Source organism: Thermomonas sp., assembly GCF_025993755.1.
Classification (GTDB): domain Bacteria; phylum Pseudomonadota; class Gammaproteobacteria; order Xanthomonadales; family Xanthomonadaceae; genus Thermomonas.
Window position 1 is genome coordinate 1 of the sequence record NZ_JAMQHN010000041.1, and the last position, 20,623, is coordinate 20,623.

The window sequence follows — 20,623 nt, forward strand, 5'->3', positions numbered from 1 at the left end:
AGCTGGCGTCGCCCATGAAATCAACAATCCGATCGCCTACGTAAAGTCGAACCTGAACGCATTGCGCCGCTACCTGCCCCGCCTGCTGGCGATCCTCCGCAACCACGGCCACACCGGCAGCAGCGAGACCGACGACGATGCGGAAAGCCTGGGAACGGAGATCCAGGACATGATCGCCGAGTCGCTCGAAGGCGTGGAGCGCATCGGGAAGATCGTCATCGACCTGAAGGATTTCTCGCGTCAGGATCAACTCGACAACTGGGTCATGGCGGACATCAACGCCGGCCTGCAGTCGACCCTCAACATCGTCGGGAATGAACTGAAATACAAGGCCAACGTGGTCCTCGACCTGAAACCGCTCCCGGCCATCGAATGCCTGCCTTCCCAGCTCAACCAGGTATTCATGAACCTGCTGGTGAACGCGGGGCAGGCGATCGAGACACAAGGCATCATCACGGTAACCACCGAATTCGTCGATGGCGTCGCCATGATTTCGGTCGGCGATGACGGCAAGGGCATTCCGGATGACGTCATGCCGCGGATTTTCGACCCGTTCTTCACCACCAAGGGGACCGGCGAAGGCACCGGCCTCGGGCTCGCGATTTCCTACGGGATCATCGCCAAGCACCATGGGACGATCGAGGTCACCAGCAGCCCTGGTGACGGCACGCTGTTCCTGATCAAACTGCCGGTACGCCAGCCTGCGAGTACCGATGATCCAAAGGAGTGACGCCCATGTACAGACTGCTTCTCGTTGACGACGAGCCCAACATCCTGAACGCGCAGCGCCGCTGCCTGAGCGGAATCCCGGCGTCGCGACTGGGCGGCGAAGCGCTGCGCATCGAAACCTTCACGTCGCCGCGCGCGGCACTCGATCGCTGTGAAGAAACCGAGTTCGATCTCATCATCACCGACTACCGGATGCCGGAAATGAACGGCGTCGAATTCCTCACCAGTCTGGTCGCCACCCAACCCGACGTGCCGCGGATGATCGTTTCCGGCCTCGCCGATCGCGATGCGATCATCGCCGCGGTCAATCAGGGGCGCTTGACGCGATTCATGGAAAAACCCTGGTCCGACGAGGCGCTGCAGGATGCCGTCGCCACCATCCTGGTCGGCCGCGGCTCCCACGGCAGCGAATCGTTCGGGCAACGCGCCGCGACTGAACTCGAACGCCGGCACCTCGAGGAAGAAAGTCCCGGCATCACCCACGTCGAGCGCGAAAGCGACGGCAGCATCCACCTCGACCTCGACGATTTCGACTCCTGAAGCCCCTCGGACGCAGCCAAGCCGTGGGGAGGCGTGGCCCGTCGCAGACGACCGATGCCACGGCGTGCGAAAATGCCCGATCCGGAAGCGTGGCCGAGCGGTTTAAGGCACCGGTCTTGAAAACCGGCGATGGTTCATCCCATCCGTGAGTTCGAATCTCACCGCTTCCGCCAGTTCCCGCGCCCTGTCCCCTGCCGTCAGGCGCCGGCGGCTTCCCCCTCCACGGGCTCGAAGCGGCCCTGGAAGAAGCGCAGGTCCTTCGGCTCGTAGACGAAGCGCAGGCCTTGGATGCTCTCGCGGCGCCGCCACAGGCGGATGATGCCGTTGGCGACCTCGCGCAGGTGGTCGTCGCTGTAGACGCGGCGCGACAGGGTCAGCCGCACCAGTTCCAGCGCCGGCCGGTGGTTGCTGCCGTCGGGGTCGCGGCCGCTGGAAACGTTGCCGCGTTCCATCGTGCGCACGCCGGTCTCGATGTAGATCTCGCTCGACAGCCGCTGCGCCGGGTATTCGTCCTGGTCGACGTGCGGCAGGAAGGCGCGCGCGTCGACGAACACCGCGTGGCTGCCGGTCGGCTCGACGATCGGCACGCCGGCCTCCCGCAGCCAGCCGGCCAGCCGCTGCGCCTGCCCGAGGCGGGCATTGATGTAGCGGTCGTCGACCATCTCGCGCAGGCCCTGCGCCATCGCCGCCAGGTCGGCCGCCGGCAGACCGCCGTCGTGGACGCCGCCTTCGTAGATGCGCAGCTTGGCCTCGGCCGCCTGCGCCCACTGCGCGTTGTCCTTGAAGGTCAGCGCGCCGCCGATGTTGATCAGGTAGTCCTTCTTGCCGGAAACGGTGGCGCCGTCGCCGTAGAGCATGATCTCGCGCAGGATGTCCTTGACGCGGGTGTTGCGGTAGCGCGGATCGTGCTGCTGGATCATGCAGGCGTTCTCGACCGCGCGGGTGGCGTCGAACATCACCGGGATGCCGTGCTGCCGAGTCCAGGCGTAGACCTCGCGCAGGTTGTCCATCGACACCGGCTGGCCGCCGGCCAGGTTCACCGACAGTTCGAACGAAATGTAGGCGAGCTTCGCGGCGCCGTGCTCGCGCACCAGCGCGTCGAGCTTGGCGATGTCGATGTTGCCCTTCCAGCGGAAGGTCGAGCTCGGGTCGTGGGCCTCGTCGACGATGACGTCGGCGAACACGCCGCCGGCGAATTCCTGGTGCACCTTGGTGGTGGTGAAGTACATGTTGCCGGGCACGATCTGGCCGGGCTGGATCATCACCTCGGACAGGATCTGCTCGGCCGCGCGTCCCTGGTGGGTGGGCAGGACGAATTCGTGGCCGTAGGTGTCGCGCACCGCGGCGACGAAGTCGAGGTAGGCGCTGCTGGTGGCCGGCGTCGGCAGCGCGGCGTCGTAGGCGGCCCACTGGTCGGTCGACATCGCGGTGGTGCCAGAATCGGTGAGCAGATCAATGGTGACCTCGGCCGATCGCAGCAGGAAGGTGTTCCAGCCGGCCTCGCGCATCGCCCGCAGCCGTTGCTCGCGGCTGGTGATGGCGATCGGCTCGAGGGTGTGGATCAGCCACGGCTCGCAGTCGAACTCCGCCGTTTCCAGATCGGCGAATACCGTCGTGAAGCGCAGCGCGTCGTGCCACGGCGCGAAGTTTTCCACCGCCAGCGCCGGTACCTGCGCGCGCTGACGGTACAGCGCGATCACCGCGTCGGCCACCTGGTCGAGCTGGCGGTTGGTCATCGCCAGCCGCGGGATCTGCAGCGGCAGCAGCGGGTCTCGCCCGACCAGTCCCTGCACCAGCGCGCGCACCCCGGAGGTCTGGTAAAGCGCGCAGGCCAGCGCGTGGGCGGGATGTTCGGCGACCTGCGGCAGGAAGGCATCGGCGCGCAGGTAGGCGCCGTCGCAGCCGCGTTCCAGCGGCACCCCGCCCTCGCGCAGGCGCGCGGTGAAGCGCTCGGTCTGGTGCATCGCCCACTGCACCGTCGGCTCGTCGCACATCTCGTCCAGCCCGCGCGCCATCACCTCCATGGTGCGGCCGGCCATGCCGCCGTAGGTGTGCAGGCCCTCGAACACCACGATCTCGTTGATGAAATGCTCGTGGTCGGCGGGATTGTCGGTGGCGAGAAAACCGCCGGTGTTGGCGCGCGCGTCCTGGGCGCCATCCATCAGGATCACGTGGGCGGTCTTGGCGATGCGTTTGACCAGCTCGGCGATGCCGCGATCGCCCATGCCCGGCTCGAAGCGCTGGATGTACCAGGCGTTCTCGACCACGCGGGACACGTCGAGTACCAGCCGCAGGCCGTGGCGATCGGCGACCTCGCGCGCCGCGCGCAGGTTCGCGAGGCTGATCGGGTGCTGGCCGTCGGCGAAGCACTGGGCGCCGACGAAGGGCGGGCGGCTTTCTAGGATCTCGGCCTCCAGCCGGGCCAGATCGAAGTTGCCGGTGAACGGCGACTCGCCGTGGTCGCGCACGTCGCGCAGTTCGATGCCGCGCGGGGCGTGCAGGTCGATCCGCCCGCGGGCGTTGCTCGGCAACCGCTGGCCGGACTTGGCAAACACGTGCAGCAGGATCTTCACCGAGCCCAGCGAGTTGTGGGTCGGGCACACGTAGGTGTGGCCCAGCACGCGGTTGATGGTCGCCGTCAGGCGCTCGAAGTTGCGCGCGCCGGCGTAGGCCTCGTCACCGACCAGCTGCCCGGCCAGTTGCTCCTGGGTCATCGCGCCGCAGCCGTAGGACACCATGTCGAAGCTGACCTGCTGCGGCGTCAGGTTGAACACGTTGAAGTGCGCCGCGGCGAGGTTGCGCTTGCGCTCGTCGAGCGACGGGAAGGCGATGCGGCGGACGGTCTTGACCTTGTGCGGCTCGTGGACGGGGACGGGGCTGGCCATGGCGGTTCCTGTTGGGTGGCGTGGAGGACCGCTGGCGACGGACGCATCCGGCGCAGCGGATGCCATGATTGTAGAAACTGGATTGGCGATACTTAATGCCATATATTAAATCCGATACGGATTTCTACTTTCATTTGAAATTAAAAACCGATGTTTTCTTACACACAGACAAAACCGCTCGACGCCGTCGACTGGCGGATCCTGGAACTGCTGCAGGAGGACGGGCGCATGAGCTTCGCCGCGATCGGGCGCGCGATCGGCATGTCGACGCCGGCGGCGGCCGAGCGGGTGCGCCAGCTGGAAGCCGCCGGCATCATCCGCGGCTACCGCGCAGAGCTGGACCTGGCCGCCATCGGGCGCCCGATTCTCGCCATCGTGCGCATGAGCGTTGTCGGCGATGTCCTCACCCGCGTCACCAATGCAGTGCGGACGATGCCCGAAGTGCTCGAATGCCATCGCGGGACCGGCGCCGACTCCTTCATCGCCAAGGTGGCTGTCGCAACAGTGACCGACCTGGAGCGGTTGATCGACCGCCTCACGCCCTGGGGAACCACCTCGACAGCGTTGGTGCTGTCCACGCCGGTCGCCAGGCGCACGCTCGCGCCGCCCATCCGGCCCGCACCGGAGCCGACCGGCCGGCGCGGCAGGCGGCGAAAGACGCCCTGAGTCGCCTACAGCCGCGCCGCGTCCAGCATCGGCGGCAGGCGTTTGGCGAGGTCGTCGATGAACACCCGCACCGCCGGCAGCATGCCCCGGCGCGACGGAAACACGGCGTGGACGATGCCCTGCGGCAGCCGCCACTGCGGCAGCACGACCTCCAGCTCCCCGGCGCGCACGGCATCCGAGCACAGGGTTTCCGGCAGCAGGGTGATGCCGATGTCGCGTCGGGCCAGCTCCAGCATCAGCGGCAGGTCGTGGCCGCCGACCCGCGGTTCCAGTTCGATCCGCCGCACCTCGCCGTCGGGGCCATGCAGCTCCCAGCGCTGTCGCGCATCGTCCTCGCCGGTGCACAGGGTGACGTGTCCGGCCAGTTCTTCGGGCGCGTTCGGGCGCCCGGCCTTGTCCAGGTAGCGCGGGCTGGCGACCAGCAGCTCCTGGATCTGGCCGAAGCTGCGCATCACCAGGCTGCCGTCGTCGTCGAGGTTGCTGCGCACCCGCAGCGCCACGTCCACGCCCTCGTTGATGACATCGACCCGGCGATTGCTGATCAGCAGCTGCAGCCGGACCTTGGGATGGCGCGCCAGGAAGTCCGGCAGCAGGCGCGGGAACTGCAGCTGCGCCATCGTCACCGGCACGCTCACCCGCACCGTCCCGCGCGGCTCGACGCTGAGGCGATCGACCACCTCGCGCGCGGCCTGGGCCTGCGCCAGCATCGCCTGCGCATGGTGCACCACGCTGGTGCCGACATCGGTGACCGCGAAGCGCCGCGTGGAGCGCTGCAGCAGGCGCACGCCGAGTTCGGCCTCCAGCGCGCTGACGCGCCGGCTCAGGCGCGACTTGGGGATGCCGAGCGCGCGCGAGGCGGCGGCGAAACCGCCGTGCTCGACCACCGAGGCGAAGTAGTACAGGTCGTTGAGGTTCTGCATGCAGAATTCCGAATTCGGAACAATCCTGCGGATTTGACTTGTTTCATTTCGACCATGCAACACTCGACGCTTGCGCCGACGTGATTTGGCCATTTCGCTCGTCCACTCCATCGCATTTTCCGCAAGAACATTTTGACGCGGATTGGCGCGGATGAACGCGGATAGGAATCGGACTCAGAGAGTGCCTGATTCACCCGAGTTCCAGACAGCGTTTCGGTGGAAAATTGCTGCGGTTCGTCAGCCCCACCTTCACGGGAATGACGAGCTGAGGGACAAGGCAAATCAGGAAAGCTGGATCCGCGTTCATCCGCGCCAATCCGCGTCCAAAAAAATCACCCGAAACCTGCGATGTTGCGGCGACAACATGACGCGCCCGATCAGCTGATGCGCGCGACCCCGCCCATGTAGGGCCGCAGCACCTCGGGCACCTCGATGCTGCCATCGGCACTCTGGAAGTTCTCCATCACCGCGATCAGCGCGCGACCCACGGCCACGCCGGAGCCGTTGAGGGTGTGCACCAGTTCGGGCTTGCCGGTCGCCGGGTTGCGCCAGCGCGCCTGCATGCGGCGGGCCTGGAAATCGCCGCAGTTCGAGCAGGAGGAAATCTCGCGATAGGTGCCCTGCGACGGAAGCCAGACTTCCAGGTCGAAGGTCTTGGTGGCACCGAACCCCATGTCGCCGCTGCACAGCAGCACGCGGCGATACGGCAGGCCGAGCTTCTCCAGCACGGTTTCGGCACAGCGGGTCATGCGCTCATGTTCGGCATCCGATTCCGATGCGCGGCAGACGCTGACCAGCTCGACCTTCTCGAACTGGTGCTGGCGGATCATGCCGCGGGTATCGCGCCCGGCGGCGCCGGCCTCGGCGCGGAAGCACAGCGAGTGCGCGGTCATCCGCAGCGGCAGGCGCTCGGCCTCAATGATCGTGTCGCGCACGGTGTTGGTCAGCGGCACTTCGCTGGTCGGAATCAGATAGCGCTTGTGCTCGCCCAACTGGGTGGAAAACAGATCTTCCTCGAACTTTGGAAGCTGTCCGGTGCCGCGCATCGACTCGGCGTTGACCAGCAGCGGGACGTTGGTTTCCTCGTAGCCGTGCTCGCCGCTGTGCAGATCCAGCATGAACTGTGCCAGCGCGCGATGCAGGCGGGCCAGTTGCCCGCGCAGCACGGTGAAGCGCGCGCCGGAGAGCTTGGCTGCCGTATCGCCGTCCAGCCAGCCGTGCCGTGCGCCAAGTCCAACGTGGTCCTGGACCTCGAAATCGAAGGCTCGCGGCGTGCCCCAGCGGTGCTGCTCGACGTTGCCGGATTCGTCGGCCCCCATCGGCACCGAAGCATCGGGCAGGTTCGGAATGCCCAGCGCGATGGCTTCCAGTTCGCCGCGAATGCGGTCCAGCTCGACCTCGGAGGCCTTCAGCTCCTCGCCGAAGACGGCCACCTCGGCCATTACTGCGGAAACGTCCTCGCCCTTGGCCTTGAGCATGCCGATCTGCTTGCTCCGGGTATTGCGCAGATTCTGCAGTTCCTGGGTGCGCACCTGGATGCGTTTGCGGTCGGCTTCCAGCGACGCGATCTGCGCCACGTCGAGATCGAAACCGCGCGTTTCCCGCAGGCGTTGGGCAAGGTCAGTGGGTTGGTTGCGGAGCAGCGCGGGATCTAGCATTGCCGGATGAATCCACGAAAATGAACCGCCATTATCGCCGACGCGTGCAGGAAGCGTGCACCGCCGCCCACGCCCACACCTGATGCGTGTGGCTATGCCAAAATCGCGCCATGTCCGAACACGACGCTCCGCCTCCAGCCCGGCAACGGTGGAGCCTGCCCAAATTGCTTGCGCTGGCCTTCGCGGCAGGATTGCTGTTGTTCGTGCTGGTGTGGCTGGGCTCGCGCCACGACTACGATTTCTACACGGCGCCCGCCGGCGACGATCCGGCACAGGACAGCACCTTGCCCGCGCCGATCGCCCCCGACCTCGCCGGCGGCAGCGGCGCCAGCGGCCTGCAGGTCGACGCGGCGCCCAGCACTTCATCCCCGCCCACCGACACGCCCGGGATCGTCCAGCGGCCGGCGGCGCCCGTCGCCCAGCCTGTGCCCACGCCCGCCCCTGAAATCGCGACTGCAGACCGCACGACCCCGGTCCCCCTGTCCGCGCCGACGCCACGGTACCCAGCGCAGGCGCTGCGAGGCGGCATCGACGGCACGGTGCGGGTGCGGATTCACGTCGCGCCCGACGGCAGCGTGGCCGGCAACGACATCGAAAGCAGCAGCGGCAACCGCCTGCTGGATCGGGCCGCGCTGGAAACCACGCGACGCTGGACCTTCCAGCCGGCCACGCGCGGCGGCCAGCCGGTCGCCGCCGATGTGGTGGTGCCGATTACCTTCCAGCGCTGAAATTCAGCCCGCGATCCCGCCCTTGGTGAGTTTGACCGGATCGAGCAGGACGCGCAGCTGCTTCTCGGACAGCCCGCTGTCTTCCAGCGCCACGTCCAGCACCGGACGCCCTTCGGCGTAAGCGCGCTTGGCAATCTTGGCGGCCTTCTCGTAGCCGATCACCGGGTTGAGCGCCGTCACCAGGATCGGATTGCGGTCCAGCGCCTCGGCCACCTTGTCCTTGCGGATTTTCAGCGTGGCGATGGCGTTGTCGGCCAGCTCGGTCATCGAATGCGCCAGCAGGCCGATCGCCTCGTCGAGGTTGCAGGCCAGCAGCGGCAGCATCACGTTGAGCTGGAAGTTGCCGCTCTGCCCGGCCACGGTGTTGGCCGTGTGCAGGCCCATCACCTGCGCGCAGACCATGCACAGCGCCTCGGGAATGACCGGATTGACCTTGCCCGGCATGATCGACGAGCCCGGCTGCAGCGCCTTGAGCTCGATCTCGCCCAGCCCGGCCAGCGGCCCGGAATTCATCCAGCGCAGGTCGTTGCCGATCTTCATCAGCGCCACCGCCAGCGCGCTGAGCTGGCCCGACAGTTCGACCAGATCGTCGTGCGCCGCCAGTCCTTCGAACGTGTTGGCGTTCTGCTCGAACTTGACGCCGGTCGCGGCGGACAGCGCCTTCGCCACGCCCTTACCGAACTTCGGATGGGCGTTGATGCCGGTGCCGATGGCGGTGCCGCCGATCGGCAGCCGGCGCGTGCGCATGAGGCTGTCTTCGATGCGCCCCTGCGCCGAGGCCAGCTGCGCCGACCAGGTGCCGAACTCCTGCGCGAAGGTCAGCGGCATCGCGTCCATCAGGTGCGTGCGCCCGGTCTTGACCGTGCCGCCGATCGCCTTGGCCTGGCGGTCGATGGTCTTGCGCAGATGCGCCAGCGCCGGCAGCAGCGCGCCGACGGTTTCGCGCACCGCCATCACCCGCAGCGCGGTGGGAATGGTGTCGTTGCTGCTCTGCCCGAGGTTGACGTGGTCGTTGGGATGGATGGCCAGCTTGGCCGCCGCGCCGGCGACATGCGCGATCACCTCGTTGGCGTTCATGTTGGTCGAGGTGCCCGAGCCGGTCTGGTAGCGGTCGATCGGGAACTGCTCGCCGTGGGCGCCGCCAGCAACCGCCGTGGCCGCCGCGACGATGGCCTCGGCGCGCGCCGAATCCAGCAATCCAAGGTGACCATTGACCACCGCCGCCGACGCCTTCACCAGCGCCAGCGCGCGCACGAACGCCGCCGGCATCGGTCGCCCGGAGATATGGAAGTTGTCCATCGCGCGCTGGGTCTGCGCACCCCAGAGCGCGCTGGCGGGCACCTGCAGCTCACCCATGCTGTCGTGTTCAATGCGGAATCCCTTGCGGGCGGCTGTGGCGGCCTTGGCCATGTTTCGCGACTCCATGAAGAATTTCGGCGCGAAAGGATACCGCCTCCGGCAGTTAGAATGGCGTGCTTCCGACAAGATCAACCCACATGGCCACCCACCTGACCTGCCTGTCTCCGCTCGATGGCCGCTACGCCGGCATGGTCGATGCGCTGCGCCCCATCTTTTCCGAATACGGCCTGATCAAGGCGCGCGTACGGGTGGAAATCGAATGGCTGCTGGCGCTGGCCGGCGAGCCCGGAATCGTCGAACTGGCGCCGTTCTCGCCGGATGCCCAGCGTCGCCTGCGGCAGTTGGCCGACGGCTTTTCGGTCGAGGACGCCGCCAGGGTCAAGTCGATCGAACGCACCACCAACCACGACGTCAAGGCAGTCGAATATTTCATCAAGGAAAGCCTGAAGGACGATGCCGAACTCGGCCCGGCGCTGGAATTCGTGCATTTCGCCTGCACCAGCGAGGACATCAACAACCTGTCCTATGGGCTGATGCTGGACGCGGCGCGGCGCGAGGTTCTGCTGCCCGCCTATGCCGGCATCGCCGCCTCGCTGCGCGCGATGGCGCACACGCAGGCCGGCCAGCCGATGCTCTCGCGCACCCACGGCCAGACCGCCTCGCCGACCACGCTGGGCAAGGAAATCGCCAACGTGGTGGCACGACTGGAGCGACAGACGCGGCAGATCGCCGCGGTGGAACTGACCGCCAAGGCCAACGGCGCGGTGGGCAACTACAACGCCCACGTCATCAGCTACCCCGACGTGGACTGGCCGGCCTTCTCCCGACGCTTCGTGGAAGGGCTGGGGCTGGTGTTCAACCCCTACACCACCCAGATCGAACCGCACGACACCGTGGCCGAACTCGGCGATGCCGTGCGCCGCGCCAACACCCTCCTGATCGATTTCGCCCGCGACGTCTGGGGCTATGTCTCGCTGGGCTACTTCAAGCAGAAGCTGAAGGAAGGCGAAGTCGGTTCCTCGACCATGCCGCACAAGGTCAATCCGATCGACTTCGAGAACGCCGAGGGCAACTTCGGGCTGGCCAACGCGCTGTTCGAGCATTTCTCCGCCAAGCTGCCGATCAGCCGCTGGCAGCGCGATCTCACCGACTCCACCGTGCTGCGCGCGCTGGGCACCGCCTTCGGCCACACCCTGGTGGCGCTGGGCGCCCTGGGCAAGGGCATCGGCAAGCTGGAAATGAATCCGCAGCGGCTGGACGCCGACCTCGACGCCGCCTGGGAAGTGCTGGCCGAAGCCGTGCAGACGGTGATGCGCCGCCACGGCCTGCCCAACCCCTACGAACAGCTCAAGGCGCTGACGCGCGGCCACGGCATCACCGCCGAATCGATGCGCGCCTTCATCGAAACGCTGGCGCTGCCGGAATACGCGAAGCAGCGGCTGCGCGACCTGACGCCAAGCGGTTACACCGGCCTTGCCGAGCGCTTGGCGCAGGATATCTGAAACGATTTCGCGCACAACGGAACAGGAGAGGCCCATGAATGACACGCCCGCCCCCACCGACTTGATCCGCATCACCGATCAGGAAACCGCCGTCGCGACCACCGCCCGCGTCATCGCCGACGCCCGCCGCTTCGTCTGGATCCGCAGCCTCGCCCTCGATCCATGGCTGTTCGACCATCCCGACGTGCTCGATGCGCTGCGCGGTTTCGCCACCCACGGCCACGACACCCAGGTCCTCATCCTCCTGCACGACCACGCCGCGCCGCAGGCCGCGCACGCCAAGCTGCTCGACCTCGCCCAGCGCCTGCCCAGCGTGTTCCAGTTCCGCGAGGTGAACGACCCCGCCTACCGCGAGGATCGTGCGGCCATGGTCGCGGGCGATGCCGGTGGCTATTACTTCCGCGCCCAGGGCGACGTTTTCGAAGGCACGGCCAGCCTGTCCTCCCGCGCCCGGGTGCGGCAACTCAAGGATCGCTTCGACGAGATCTGGGAGCGATCCAGGGTGATCAGCGAATACCGGGCGCTGGGAATCTGACGCCAGCCCGTCGGATGGCCTGCACAAACCGCCCGCAAAGGCGCGGTCGGCGCGGCCGGTGACGCCCTATTCAGATTGATCCGGCTTATAATTCCGGTTCTTTGCAAGCCTGCGTCCGGTTTCGACTCCATTCCGGTCGAACGCAAGCAGCCCGGCCCTCGTCGAATCGGGGTTTCTCCTCAAAATCGAAGGTTGCCATCCGCGCCGTGGACAGTCTCCTCAAGCAGTTCGCCCAAACCTCACAACTCGTCAGCAACGGCACCTACATCGAGGACCTGTACGAACAGTACCTGGCGGCGCCCGACAGCGTCGGCCCGGACTGGAAGCGCTATTTCGACGGCCTGCACGGCCGCGAAGCGGGCGACGTGCCGCACTCGGCCGTCATCGAGCGCATCACCGAGGCCGCCCGCCAGGTCGCGCGCGGAGTCGTTGCCGCCGGTGCCGGCGACGAGCGCGAGCGCCACGTCGGCCGCCTGATCACCGCCTATCGTTCGCGCGGGCATCTGGGGGCGCATCTCGATCCGCTCGGGATGACCCTGCCGCTCAATCCGCCCGACCTCGGGCTGGCCTTCCACCATCTTTCCGACGCCGACCTGGATTCGGAGTTCAGCACCGGCGGCGTCGGCGGCCAGGCGCGGATGAAGCTGCGCGACCTGTTCGCCCGCCTGCAGGCCACCTACACCGGCAGCATCGGCGCCGAGTTCATGCACATCAGCGACGCCGATCAGCGGCGCTGGGTCTACGAGCGCATGGAAACCGCGGCCGGCAATTACGGACGCAGCAAGGACGACAAGCTGCGCATCCTCGAGCGTTTGACCGCGGCCGAAGGGCTGGAGCGCTACCTGCACACCAAGTACGTCGGCCAGAAGCGGTTCTCGCTGGAAGGCGGCGATTCCCTGATCCCGCTGCTGGACGTCGTGGTGCGCCGGGCCGGCGGCAACGGGGTCAAGGAAGCCGTGATCGGCATGGCCCATCGCGGCCGCCTGAACGTGCTGGTCAACACCCTCGGCAAGCCGCCACGCAAGCTGTTCGACGAATTCGAAGGCAAGTTCGAGAGCGGCCGCAAGGGCGACCATGCCCACACCGGCGACGTCAAATACCATCTGGGCTTCTCCGCCGACATCGGCACGCCCGGCGGCCCGGTTCATCTGGCGCTGGCCTTCAACCCGTCGCATCTGGAGATCGTGGACCCGGTGGTTGCCGGCAGCGTGCGTTCGCGCCAGCTGCGCCACGGCGACCAGGAACGCAAGCGGGTTCTGCCGATCCTGATCCACGGCGACGCCTCGTTCGCCGGCCAGGGCGTGGTGATGGAACTGCTGCAGATGTCGCAGGCGCGCGGTTTCCGCGTCGGCGGTACGGTCCACGTGGTGGTCAACAACCAGGTCGGCTTCACCACCAGCGCCGCCGAGGATGCGCGCTCGACCTTCTACTGCACCGACGTCGCCAAGATGGTCGGCGCCCCGGTGCTGCACGTGAACGGCGACGATCCCGAAGCGGTCGCCTTCGTCGCCGAACTGGCCTTCGATTTCCGCCAGGCCTTCGGCCGCGACGTGGTGATCGACCTGGTCTGCTACCGGCGCCACGGCCACAACGAAGCCGACGAGCCGGCGGCGACCCAGCCGCTGATGTACAAGACCATCCGCGCGATGAAGACCACCCGCGAGCTGTACGCGGCGAAGCTGGCGGCGGAAGGCACGCTCGATGCGGCAGGCTCCCAGGCGCTGGTGGATGGCTACCGCAACCGGCTCGACGCCGGCGAGGTGACCGCCGACGTCGTCAAGGCCGATACCGACGCGCTCATCGTCGACTGGCGCCCGTTCCTCGAAGCCGGCCTGCGCGACCGGGTGGACACCCAGGTCCCGCGCAAGACGATCGACGCCCTGGCCAACCGGATCAACACGATCCCAGGCAGCGTCACCCTGCACCCGCGCGTGGCCAAGATCTACGACGACCGCCGCAAGATGGCCGCCGGCGAACTTCCGGCCGACTGGGGCTTCGGCGAAAACCTCGCCTATGCGACCCTCATCGACGAGGGCTACCGCCTGCGTCTGGTCGGGCAGGACTGCGGCCGCGGCACCTTCTTCCACCGCCACGCCATCCTGCACGACCAGAACACCGACGCGTACCACGTGCCGCTGCGCGAACTGGCGAAGCATCCGGAGGACGTGGCGATCATCGACTCGCTGCTCAGCGAGGAAGCGGTGCTGGCCTACGAATACGGCTACGCCACCGCCGACCCGATGACGCTGGACATCTGGGAAGCGCAGTTCGGCGATTTCGCCAACGGCGCGCAGGTGGTGATCGACCAGTTCGTTTCGTCCGGCGAGGCCAAATGGGACCGCCTGTGCGGGCTGGCCCTGTATCTGCCCCATGGCTACGAAGGCCAGGGCCCCGAGCACAGCTCGGCGCGTCTGGAGCGCTTCCTGCAACTGTGCGCGCTGGACAACATGGTGGTGTGCGCGCCGACCACGCCGGCGCAGGATTTCCACATGATCCGCCGGCAGATGCACCAGAAGACCCGCAAGCCGCTGATCGTGATGACGCCCAAGTCGCTGCTGCGCCACAAGCTGGCGGTGTCCAGCCTCGACGAGTTCGCCAAGGGCGGCTTCCAGCGCCTGATCCCGGACAGCAACGCCACCGCCAAAAAGGTGCGCCGCGTGGTGCTGTGCTCGGGCAAGGTCTATTACGACCTGCTGGAAGAGGCGCAAAGGCAGAAGCTCGACGACGTCGCGCTGGTGCGCATCGAGCAACTCTACCCGTTCCCGCGCCCGGAACTCGTGGCCGAGCTGAAGCGCTTCGCCTCCGTCAAGGAAGTCGTCTGGTGCCAGGAAGAGCCGATGAACCAGGGCGCCTGGTACCAGATCCAGCACCACCTGCGCGCCTGCCTGCAGGCGAAACAGGTGCTCGACTACACCGGCCGCCTGCGCTCGCCCGCGCCGGCCGTCGGCCACATGGCCCAGCACGTGGCCGAACAGAAACAGCTGGTCGCCGATGCGCTGGTCAACCCGATCGCGGCCGACGACGACGCCAACTGACACCACCCCGCTTTTCGACAGGACGCCCTCATGAGCATCGAAGTCAAAGTCCCGGTTCTCCCGGAATCCGTCACCGACGCCACCATCGCCAGCTGGCACAAGAAGCCCGGTGATGCGGTCCGGCGCGACGAGAACCTGCTCGATCTGGAGACCGACAAGGTGGTGCTGGAAGTGCCGGCCCCGGTGGACGGCGTGCTCAAGGACATCAAGTTCCCGGAGGGCTCCACCGTCACCGGCGGCCAGGTCATCGCCATCCTGGAGGAAGGCGCCGTGGCTGCTGCGCCGGCGCCCGCCGCCGAGGCGCCAAAGGCGGCTGCGGCTGCGCCCACCGCAGGGGCGCCGGCCAAGCCCGCCGCGGCCCCCGCCGCGGCCGCCGCCGATGCGCTGCCACCCGGCGCGCGCTTCGCCGCCGTCACCGGCAACGTCAACCCGGCCGAGGTCGCCGGCACCGGCCGTCGCGGCATGGTGACCAAGGAAGACATCGTCAACTACGCCGCCGGCAAGACCGCCCCGCTGCCGGCCAGCGCCCGCCCCGAGCAGCGCGTGCCGATGACCCGCATGCGCGCCCGCATCGCCGAACGGCTGATGCAGTCCAAGAACTCCATCGCGATGCTGACCTCGTTCAACGAGGTCAACCTGGCCAAGGTCATGCAGATGCGCAAGGAGCTGGGCGATGCGTTCCAGAAGGAGAACGGCATCAAGCTCGGCTTCATGAGCTTCTTCGTCAAGGCCGCCGCCAACGCGCTGCAGAAGTACCCGGTGGTCAACGCCTCGGTCGACGGCAACGACATCATCTATCACGGCTACTCCGACATCAGCATCGCGGTCTCGACCGAGCGCGGGTTGGTCACGCCGGTGCTGCGCAACGCCGAGCGCATGAGCTTCGCCGAGATCGAACAGGGCATCGCCACCTACGCCACCCAGGCCCGCGAAGGCGGCCTCAAGCTGGAAGACCTGCAGGGCGGCACCTTCACGATCACCAACGGCGGCACCTTCGGTTCGCTGATGTCCACGCCCATCGTCAATCCGCCGCAGAGCGCGATCCTGGGCATGCACACGATCAAGGAACGCGCCATCGTCGAGAACGGCCAGGTCATCGCCGCGCCGATGATGTACATCGCCATCAGCTACGACCACCGCATCATCGACGGCAAGGACGCGGTGCTGTTCCTGGTCGACATCAAGAACCAGCTGGAAAACCCGCACCGGATGCTGTTGGGCATGTGATTTTTTCTCCTTCCCCATGAAAGGGAGGGAATCAAGGACAAGGACCCAGGACCCATGAGCGAACAACAACAATTCGACGTCGTCGTCATCGGCGGCGGCCCGGCCGGCTACCACGCCGCCATCCGCGCCGCGCAGCTCGGCCTGAAGACCGCCTGCGTGGACGCCGCGCTGGGCAAGGACGGCAAGCCGGCGCTCGGCGGCACCTGCCTGCGCGTGGGCTGCATCCCGTCCAAGGCGCTGCTGGATTCCAGCCGCCAGTTCTGGAACATGGGCCACATCTTCGACCAGCACGGCATCAGCTTCGGCAAGGCCGCGATCGACGTGAAGAAGATGGTCGCCCGCAAGGACGCCATCGTGAAGCAGTTCACCGGCGGGATTGCCGCCTTGTTCAAGGCCAACAAGGTCAGCACCTTCTTCGGCTTTGGCCAGCTGCAGCCGGGCAACGTGGTGGCGGTCAAGCAGCACGACGGCAGCACGGTCGAACTGAAGGGCACCAACGTCATCCTCGCCGCCGGCTCGGATTCGATCGAGCTGCCGTTCGCGAAGTTCGGCGAGCACATCGTCGACAACGTCGGCGCGCTGGATTTCGACAAGGTGCCCAAGCGTCTCGGCGTGATCGGCGCCGGCGTGATCGGGCTGGAGCTGGGCAGCGTGTGGAAGCGCCTCGGCAGCGAGGTCACCATCCTCGAAGGCCTGCCGGACTTCCTGCCGGCCGCCGACAAGGAAGTGAGCAAGCTAGCCGCGCGCGAGTTCAAGAAGCAGGGCCTCGACATCCGTCTCGGCTGCAAGGTGTCGAACACCGAGGTCAAGAAGGACGGCGTGCACGTCAGCTACACCGACGACAAGGGCGAGCAGAGCATCGTGGTCGACAAGCTGCTGGTCTGCGTCGGTCGCCGGCCCGCCACCAAGGCTCTGCTGGCCGATGGCACCGGCGTGCAGCTGAGCCCGCGCGGCCAGATCGAGGTCGACGAGCACTGCCACACCGGCGTCGACGGCGTGTGGGCGATCGGCGACTGCGTGCGCGGCCCGATGCTGGCGCACAAGGGCTTCGAGGAAGGCATCGCGGTGGCCGAACTGATCGCCGGGCTGCCCGGCCACGTCAATTTCGACACCATCCCCTACGTGATCTACACCGAGCCGGAGCTGGCCTGGGTCGGCAAGACCGAAGAGCAGCTGAAGGCCGAGGGCATCCCGTACAAGGCCGGCAGCTTCCCGTTCGCGGCCGTCGGGCGCGCGGTGGCGATGGCCGAACCGGCCGGCTTCGTGAAGGTACTGGCGCATGCCGAGACCGACACCATCCTCGGCATGCACCTGATCGGCGCCAACGTCTCCGAGCTGGTCCACGAAGGCGTGCTGGCGATGGAATTCAAGGGCAGCGCCGACGACCTCGCGCGCATCTGCCACGCCCACCCGTCGCTGTCCGAGGCCGTGCACGACGCCGCAATGGCGGTGCACAAGCGGGCGATCCACAAGGCCAACTGACGCTTTCACCTCATGCGCCGCGATACCCGAAGGCACAGTGCGGCGCATGGCTCATTGCGACAATCGGCGGCATGGATGCCGCCGATTAGCCTACATGGACGTACTCGCGGCGTGTCGCAAGCAGCCTTGCGCCGTGCTGTGCCCGCGACGGAGCCGGAATCTCCCACGCCTCAGCCGATTCGGCGCCGCTTGCCGCGCCGTTTTTGCTTGCATCGCGCGATAATCGACGCATGAAATCACTCTGCGTCTATTGCGGTTCCAACGCCGGCGGTGATCCCGCCTATGCCACCCTGGCCCGCACGCTCGGCGCGCGGCTGGCGCAGGAGCACATCACCCTCGTCTATGGCGGTGGCAACGTCGGGCTGATGGGCATCGTCGCCGATGCCGTGCTGGAAGGCGGCGGCGAGGTCGTCGGTGTCATCCCCGAGCAACTGGTGAACTGGGAAGTGGCGCACAAGGGCGTCACGCGGCTGGAAGTGGTCGATTCCATGCACACCCGCAAGGCGCGCATGTTCGAACTGGCTGACGGCTTCGTTGCCCTGCCCGGCGGCTTCGGCACGCTGGATGAAATGTTCGAGATGCTGACCTGGCGCCAGCTCGGCCTGGGCAGGAAACCCTGCGCCTTCTTCGACAGCAACGGATTCTGGGATCCGCTGATGGCGATGCTCGATACCATGGTGCGCGAGCGCTTCCTGCACCCCGAGCAACGCAACGACATGTGGCAGGGCAACGACCTCGACGCCCTGCTGGCATGGATGCGCGACTACGTGCCGGCGCAGGCCGACAAATGGCTGGACGAGAAGCGCCGCAGCGCGCTCAAGACGACGCCGGAGGGCGCATGACCATTCCCGCGAACTTCCGCGCCTTCCGCATCCACAACGACGCCGACGGCTACCGCAGCGGCATCGAGACCATCGCGCTGGAGACGTTGAATCCCGGCGAAGTGGTCGTCAAGGCCGCGTATTCCTCGGTCAACTACAAGGACGCGCTGGCGGGCACCGGCAAGGGCAAGATCCTGCGCCGGTTCCCGCTGGTCGGCGGGATAGACATTGCCGGCCACGTGGTGGCCTCCGACGACCCCGCGTTCAAGGAAGGCGATGCGGTGCTGGTGACCGGCAGCGGACTGTCGGAAACCCGCGATGGCGGCTACTCGGAGTACGCGCGGCTCGACGCGCGCTGGGTCATCCCGCTGCCCGCGGGCCTGAGCCTGCGCGAAGCCATGATCCTGGGCACCGCGGGCTTTACCGCCGCGCTGGGGTTGCTGCGCATGGAGGAAAACCGGCAGACGCCGGCGCTGGGGCCGCTGGCGGTGACGGGCGCCACCGGCGGCGTCGGCACGCTGGCCATCGCCATCTACAGCCGGGCCGGCTACGCGGTGCATGCGATCAGCGGCAAACCCGAACACGCGGCCTGGCTGAAATCGCTGGGCGCGGCCGAAGTGCTGGGGCGCGAAGCGCTTTCAACCCCCCGGCCGATGGACTCCGTCCGCTTCGGCGGCGGCCTCGACAACGTCGGCGGGCCGATGCTGGCCGCCCTGCTGGCGCAGACCGCCCCCTACGGCAACGTGGCCAGTTGCGGGCTGGCCGCCTCGCACGACCTGCACGCCACGGTGATGCCCTTCATCATCCGCGGCGTCTCACTGCTGGGCGTGGCCTCGGCCGGCACCGCTCGCGACATCCGCGAAGAGGTCTGGCGGCGGCTGGCGGGCGAGTGGAAGCCGGCCGGACTGGATTGGATCTGCGCGCGGGAAGTCGGGCTGGACGGCCTGCCCGCCGTGTTTGCCGACATGCTGGACGGCAAATCGCTGGGCCGCACCCTCGTACGCCTGGGGAATGTCGTCTAGGCGCTTGCACGCGGAAAGACGTTGGCTACAATTCATGTGGAATTACGGGGACTCCCATGGCACGCATCCTGATCGTTGACGATTCACCCTCCCAGTTGATGAGCATCCGTCGCATCGTCGAAAAGCTCGGCCACGACGCGCTCACCGCCGAAGACGGGGCCGCGGGCGTCGAAGCCGCCAAGCGCGAATTGCCGGACCTGGTGCTGATGGACGTGGTGATGCCGAACCTCAACGGCTTCCAGGCCACCCGCTCGATCAGCCGCGAGCCGACCACACGCCACATCCCGGTGATCCTGGTGACCACCAAGGACCAGGATACTGACCGCGTCTGGGGCATGCGTCAGGGCGCCAAGGCCTATATCACCAAGCCCTTCAGCGAAGCCGAACTGGCAGCGGTCATCGCCCAGTACGTCGGCGGCGCGTAAGCGCCGGCGCGACTTTCGCGCCCATCATCAATCCGCAAGCCGCGGCGCGCCGGAATCCGGCGCGCGCTGGACTCATTCGCGCAGCCAGTCGTTGCCGAAGGCCTCGCGCATCGTCGCGTAGGCCTTGCGCTGCGGCTCGGTGCGCGCCCTTGGCGCAAGAATCTCCAGTTCGACGATCTGGTCGCCCGATCCACCGCGGCCATCGGGCAGACCGCGCCCGCGCAGGCGCAGCTTGCGGCCGGATTCCGAATCGGCCGGTACCTTCAGCTGCACCGGACCGCCCAACGTCGGCACGCTGACGCTGGCCCCCAGCGCCGCCTCCCAGGGGGCCACCGGCAGGGTGTAGATCACGTTCAATCCGTCCACCTCGAACTGCGGATCGGCGGCGTACTCGACTTCCAGCAGCAGATCGCGCCCGCCCTGCCCCTGTCGCGCCAGCCGGATCGCCTGACCGGGTTTGATGCCCTTGGGGACGCGCACATCGAGGGTGCGCCCGTTGATCGTGATGCGGACGCTCTCGCCGTCGTGGACGGCCTTGAGCGGCACCGCCAACCTTGCGCGGCTGTCCTGCGGCGCCGCGGTTCCAGGACGCGTCTGGCCGGCGCTGCGGCCGCGTCCGAACAGGTTTTCGAAGAAGTCCGAAAACCCGCCGCCCGCGCCGCCGCCGGCGAAGATTTCCTCGAAATCCACATCCGGGCGACCACCCGGCGCGGATCCGTAGCCGAAACCGCCCGGCGGTGGCCGCACTTGGTCGCCCGGACGATAACCGCCGGCGCGCAGCTGATCGTAGGCTTTGCGTCTGGCCGGATCGCGCAGCGCCTCGTAGGCCTCGTTGACCGCCTTGAAGCGCTCCTCCGCACCTTTTTCCTTGCTGACGTCGGGGTGGTACTTGCGCGCCAGACGGCGGTAGGAGGTCTTGATCTCCGCCTCGCCGGCGCTGGGTTCGACCCCGAGAATCGCGTAATAGTCCTTGAATTCCATTGCCTGTCCCGTGCGTCGGCAGCGGCGTTTCCCGATGCCCGCAAAAAATGGCCCGCGACATGCGCGGGCCATCAGTTTACGGCAGCCCTTGCCGCCGCCGCAGCGCAA

General features: G+C 67.3%; 16 protein-coding genes, 1 tRNA gene and 1 pseudogene. 13 read left to right on the top strand and 5 right to left on the bottom strand.

Annotated features, from left to right (window positions below):
* Window positions 1–61 precede the first annotated feature (61 nt).
* The 3 genes from Q0X16_RS02995 (at window position 62) to Q0X16_RS03005 (ending at window position 1,442) form a co-directional block, all read left to right on the top strand.
* A complete protein-coding gene (locus Q0X16_RS02995; protein WP_345780273.1) occupies window positions 62–730 on the top strand; it encodes an ATP-binding protein in 669 nt (222 codons plus the stop codon).
* Window positions 731–735: 5 nt separating this feature from the next.
* Window positions 736–1,269, top strand: a complete 534-nt coding sequence (locus Q0X16_RS03000) for a response regulator (RefSeq protein ID WP_297830493.1) — start codon at window positions 736–738, stop codon at window positions 1,267–1,269.
* Window positions 1,270–1,352: 83 nt separating this feature from the next.
* Window positions 1,353–1,442, top strand: a tRNA-Ser gene (locus Q0X16_RS03005).
* 24 nt (window positions 1,443–1,466) lie between these two features.
* On the opposite strand, the gene Q0X16_RS03010 is transcribed toward Q0X16_RS03005, so the two are convergent.
* Window positions 1,467–4,154 carry a tryptophanase gene (locus Q0X16_RS03010; RefSeq protein ID WP_297830495.1) on the bottom strand — a complete coding sequence of 896 codons (2,688 nt, stop codon included), beginning with the start codon at window positions 4,152–4,154 and terminating at the stop codon, window positions 1,467–1,469.
* A gap of 150 nt (window positions 4,155–4,304) precedes the next feature.
* On the opposite strand from Q0X16_RS03010, the gene Q0X16_RS03015 reads away from it, so the two are divergent.
* A complete protein-coding gene (locus Q0X16_RS03015) occupies window positions 4,305–4,820 on the top strand; it encodes an Lrp/AsnC family transcriptional regulator (protein ID WP_297830497.1) in 516 nt (171 codons plus the stop codon).
* Between the two features lie 8 nt (window positions 4,821–4,828).
* Here Q0X16_RS03015 and Q0X16_RS03020 read toward each other — a convergent pair.
* Together Q0X16_RS03020 and serS are read right to left on the bottom strand one after the other, a co-directional pair.
* Window positions 4,829–5,740 (bottom strand): annotated as a pseudogene (locus tag Q0X16_RS03020) (LysR family transcriptional regulator); the annotation flags it as partial.
* A gap of 377 nt (window positions 5,741–6,117) precedes the next feature.
* Complete coding sequence (gene serS, locus Q0X16_RS03025; protein ID WP_297830499.1) at window positions 6,118–7,398, bottom strand: serine--tRNA ligase; 1,281 nt, start codon at window positions 7,396–7,398, stop codon at window positions 6,118–6,120.
* A gap of 110 nt (window positions 7,399–7,508) precedes the next feature.
* On the opposite strand from serS, the gene Q0X16_RS03030 reads away from it, so the two are divergent.
* Window positions 7,509–8,126, top strand: coding sequence for a TonB family protein (locus tag Q0X16_RS03030; RefSeq protein ID WP_297830501.1), 618 nt, complete (start codon window positions 7,509–7,511; stop codon window positions 8,124–8,126).
* Window positions 8,127–8,129: 3 nt separating this feature from the next.
* On the opposite strand, the gene Q0X16_RS03035 is transcribed toward Q0X16_RS03030, so the two are convergent.
* Entirely contained in the window at window positions 8,130–9,536 is a 1,407-nt protein-coding gene (locus Q0X16_RS03035) for a class II fumarate hydratase (protein ID WP_297830503.1), read from the bottom strand.
* An 86-nt stretch (window positions 9,537–9,622) separates the two neighbouring features.
* Between Q0X16_RS03035 and purB the strand changes: the two genes are divergently transcribed.
* From purB to Q0X16_RS03075, 8 genes are all read left to right on the top strand, one after another.
* Window positions 9,623–10,987, top strand: coding sequence for an adenylosuccinate lyase (gene purB, locus Q0X16_RS03040; protein ID WP_297830505.1), 1,365 nt, complete (start codon window positions 9,623–9,625; stop codon window positions 10,985–10,987).
* 34 nt (window positions 10,988–11,021) lie between these two features.
* Window positions 11,022–11,522, top strand: coding sequence for a hypothetical protein (locus Q0X16_RS03045; protein ID WP_297830506.1), 501 nt, complete (start codon window positions 11,022–11,024; stop codon window positions 11,520–11,522).
* 206 nt (window positions 11,523–11,728) lie between these two features.
* On the top strand, window positions 11,729–14,557 hold the full coding sequence (locus tag Q0X16_RS03050; RefSeq protein ID WP_297830508.1) for a 2-oxoglutarate dehydrogenase E1 component: 2,829 nt from the start codon (window positions 11,729–11,731) through the stop codon (window positions 14,555–14,557).
* Window positions 14,558–14,587: 30 nt separating this feature from the next.
* Window positions 14,588–15,784 carry a 2-oxoglutarate dehydrogenase complex dihydrolipoyllysine-residue succinyltransferase gene (gene odhB, locus Q0X16_RS03055; RefSeq protein WP_297830509.1) on the top strand — a complete coding sequence of 399 codons (1,197 nt, stop codon included), beginning with the start codon at window positions 14,588–14,590 and terminating at the stop codon, window positions 15,782–15,784.
* 54 nt (window positions 15,785–15,838) lie between these two features.
* Complete coding sequence (gene lpdA / locus Q0X16_RS03060; protein ID WP_297830511.1) at window positions 15,839–17,266, top strand: dihydrolipoyl dehydrogenase; 1,428 nt, start codon at window positions 15,839–15,841, stop codon at window positions 17,264–17,266.
* Between the two features lie 230 nt (window positions 17,267–17,496).
* Window positions 17,497–18,108: a TIGR00730 family Rossman fold protein gene (locus Q0X16_RS03065; RefSeq protein ID WP_297830513.1), complete on the top strand. Its 612-nt coding sequence runs from the start codon at window positions 17,497–17,499 to the stop codon at window positions 18,106–18,108.
* A complete protein-coding gene (locus tag Q0X16_RS03070) occupies window positions 18,105–19,109 on the top strand; it encodes a YhdH/YhfP family quinone oxidoreductase (RefSeq protein WP_297830515.1) in 1,005 nt (334 codons plus the stop codon). Before Q0X16_RS03065 ends, Q0X16_RS03070 begins: the two co-directional genes overlap by 4 nt.
* A 56-nt stretch (window positions 19,110–19,165) precedes the next feature.
* The gene (locus Q0X16_RS03075; protein WP_297830518.1) at window positions 19,166–19,534 is read left to right on the top strand and encodes a response regulator; all 369 of its coding nucleotides are present in this window, start codon (window positions 19,166–19,168) and stop codon (window positions 19,532–19,534) included.
* 72 nt (window positions 19,535–19,606) lie between these two features.
* Here the strand turns inward: Q0X16_RS03075 and Q0X16_RS03080 are convergent, their stop codons facing one another.
* Window positions 19,607–20,515 (bottom strand): DnaJ C-terminal domain-containing protein, encoded by a 909-nt coding sequence (locus tag Q0X16_RS03080; RefSeq protein ID WP_297830520.1) that lies wholly within the window; start codon window positions 20,513–20,515, stop codon window positions 19,607–19,609.
* Window positions 20,516–20,623 lie beyond the last annotated feature (108 nt).

Excerpts from the sequence above, each read along its gene's own strand:
- odhB (WP_297830509.1), top strand. The coding sequence starts at position 14,588 with ATGAGCATCGAAGTCAAAGTCCCGGTTCTCCCGGAATCCGTCACCGAC.
- Q0X16_RS03065 (WP_297830513.1), top strand. The coding sequence starts at position 17,497 with ATGAAATCACTCTGCGTCTATTGCGGTTCCAACGCCGGCGGTGATCCC.
- Q0X16_RS03075 (WP_297830518.1), top strand. The coding sequence starts at position 19,166 with ATGGCACGCATCCTGATCGTTGACGATTCACCCTCCCAGTTGATGAGC.
- Q0X16_RS03035 (WP_297830503.1), bottom strand. The coding sequence starts at position 9,536 with ATGGCCAAGGCCGCCACAGCCGCCCGCAAGGGATTCCGCATTGAACAC.
- lpdA (WP_297830511.1), top strand. The coding sequence starts at position 15,839 with ATGAGCGAACAACAACAATTCGACGTCGTCGTCATCGGCGGCGGCCCG.
- serS (WP_297830499.1), bottom strand. The coding sequence starts at position 7,398 with ATGCTAGATCCCGCGCTGCTCCGCAACCAACCCACTGACCTTGCCCAA.
- Q0X16_RS03010 (WP_297830495.1), bottom strand. The coding sequence starts at position 4,154 with ATGGCCAGCCCCGTCCCCGTCCACGAGCCGCACAAGGTCAAGACCGTC.
- Q0X16_RS03030 (WP_297830501.1), top strand. The coding sequence starts at position 7,509 with ATGTCCGAACACGACGCTCCGCCTCCAGCCCGGCAACGGTGGAGCCTG.
- Q0X16_RS03015 (WP_297830497.1), top strand. The coding sequence starts at position 4,305 with ATGTTTTCTTACACACAGACAAAACCGCTCGACGCCGTCGACTGGCGG.
- Q0X16_RS03000 (WP_297830493.1), top strand. The coding sequence starts at position 736 with ATGTACAGACTGCTTCTCGTTGACGACGAGCCCAACATCCTGAACGCG.
- Q0X16_RS03045 (WP_297830506.1), top strand. The coding sequence starts at position 11,022 with ATGAATGACACGCCCGCCCCCACCGACTTGATCCGCATCACCGATCAG.
- purB (WP_297830505.1), top strand. The coding sequence starts at position 9,623 with ATGGCCACCCACCTGACCTGCCTGTCTCCGCTCGATGGCCGCTACGCC.
- Q0X16_RS03080 (WP_297830520.1), bottom strand. The coding sequence starts at position 20,515 with ATGGAATTCAAGGACTATTACGCGATTCTCGGGGTCGAACCCAGCGCC.
- Q0X16_RS03070 (WP_297830515.1), top strand. The coding sequence starts at position 18,105 with ATGACCATTCCCGCGAACTTCCGCGCCTTCCGCATCCACAACGACGCC.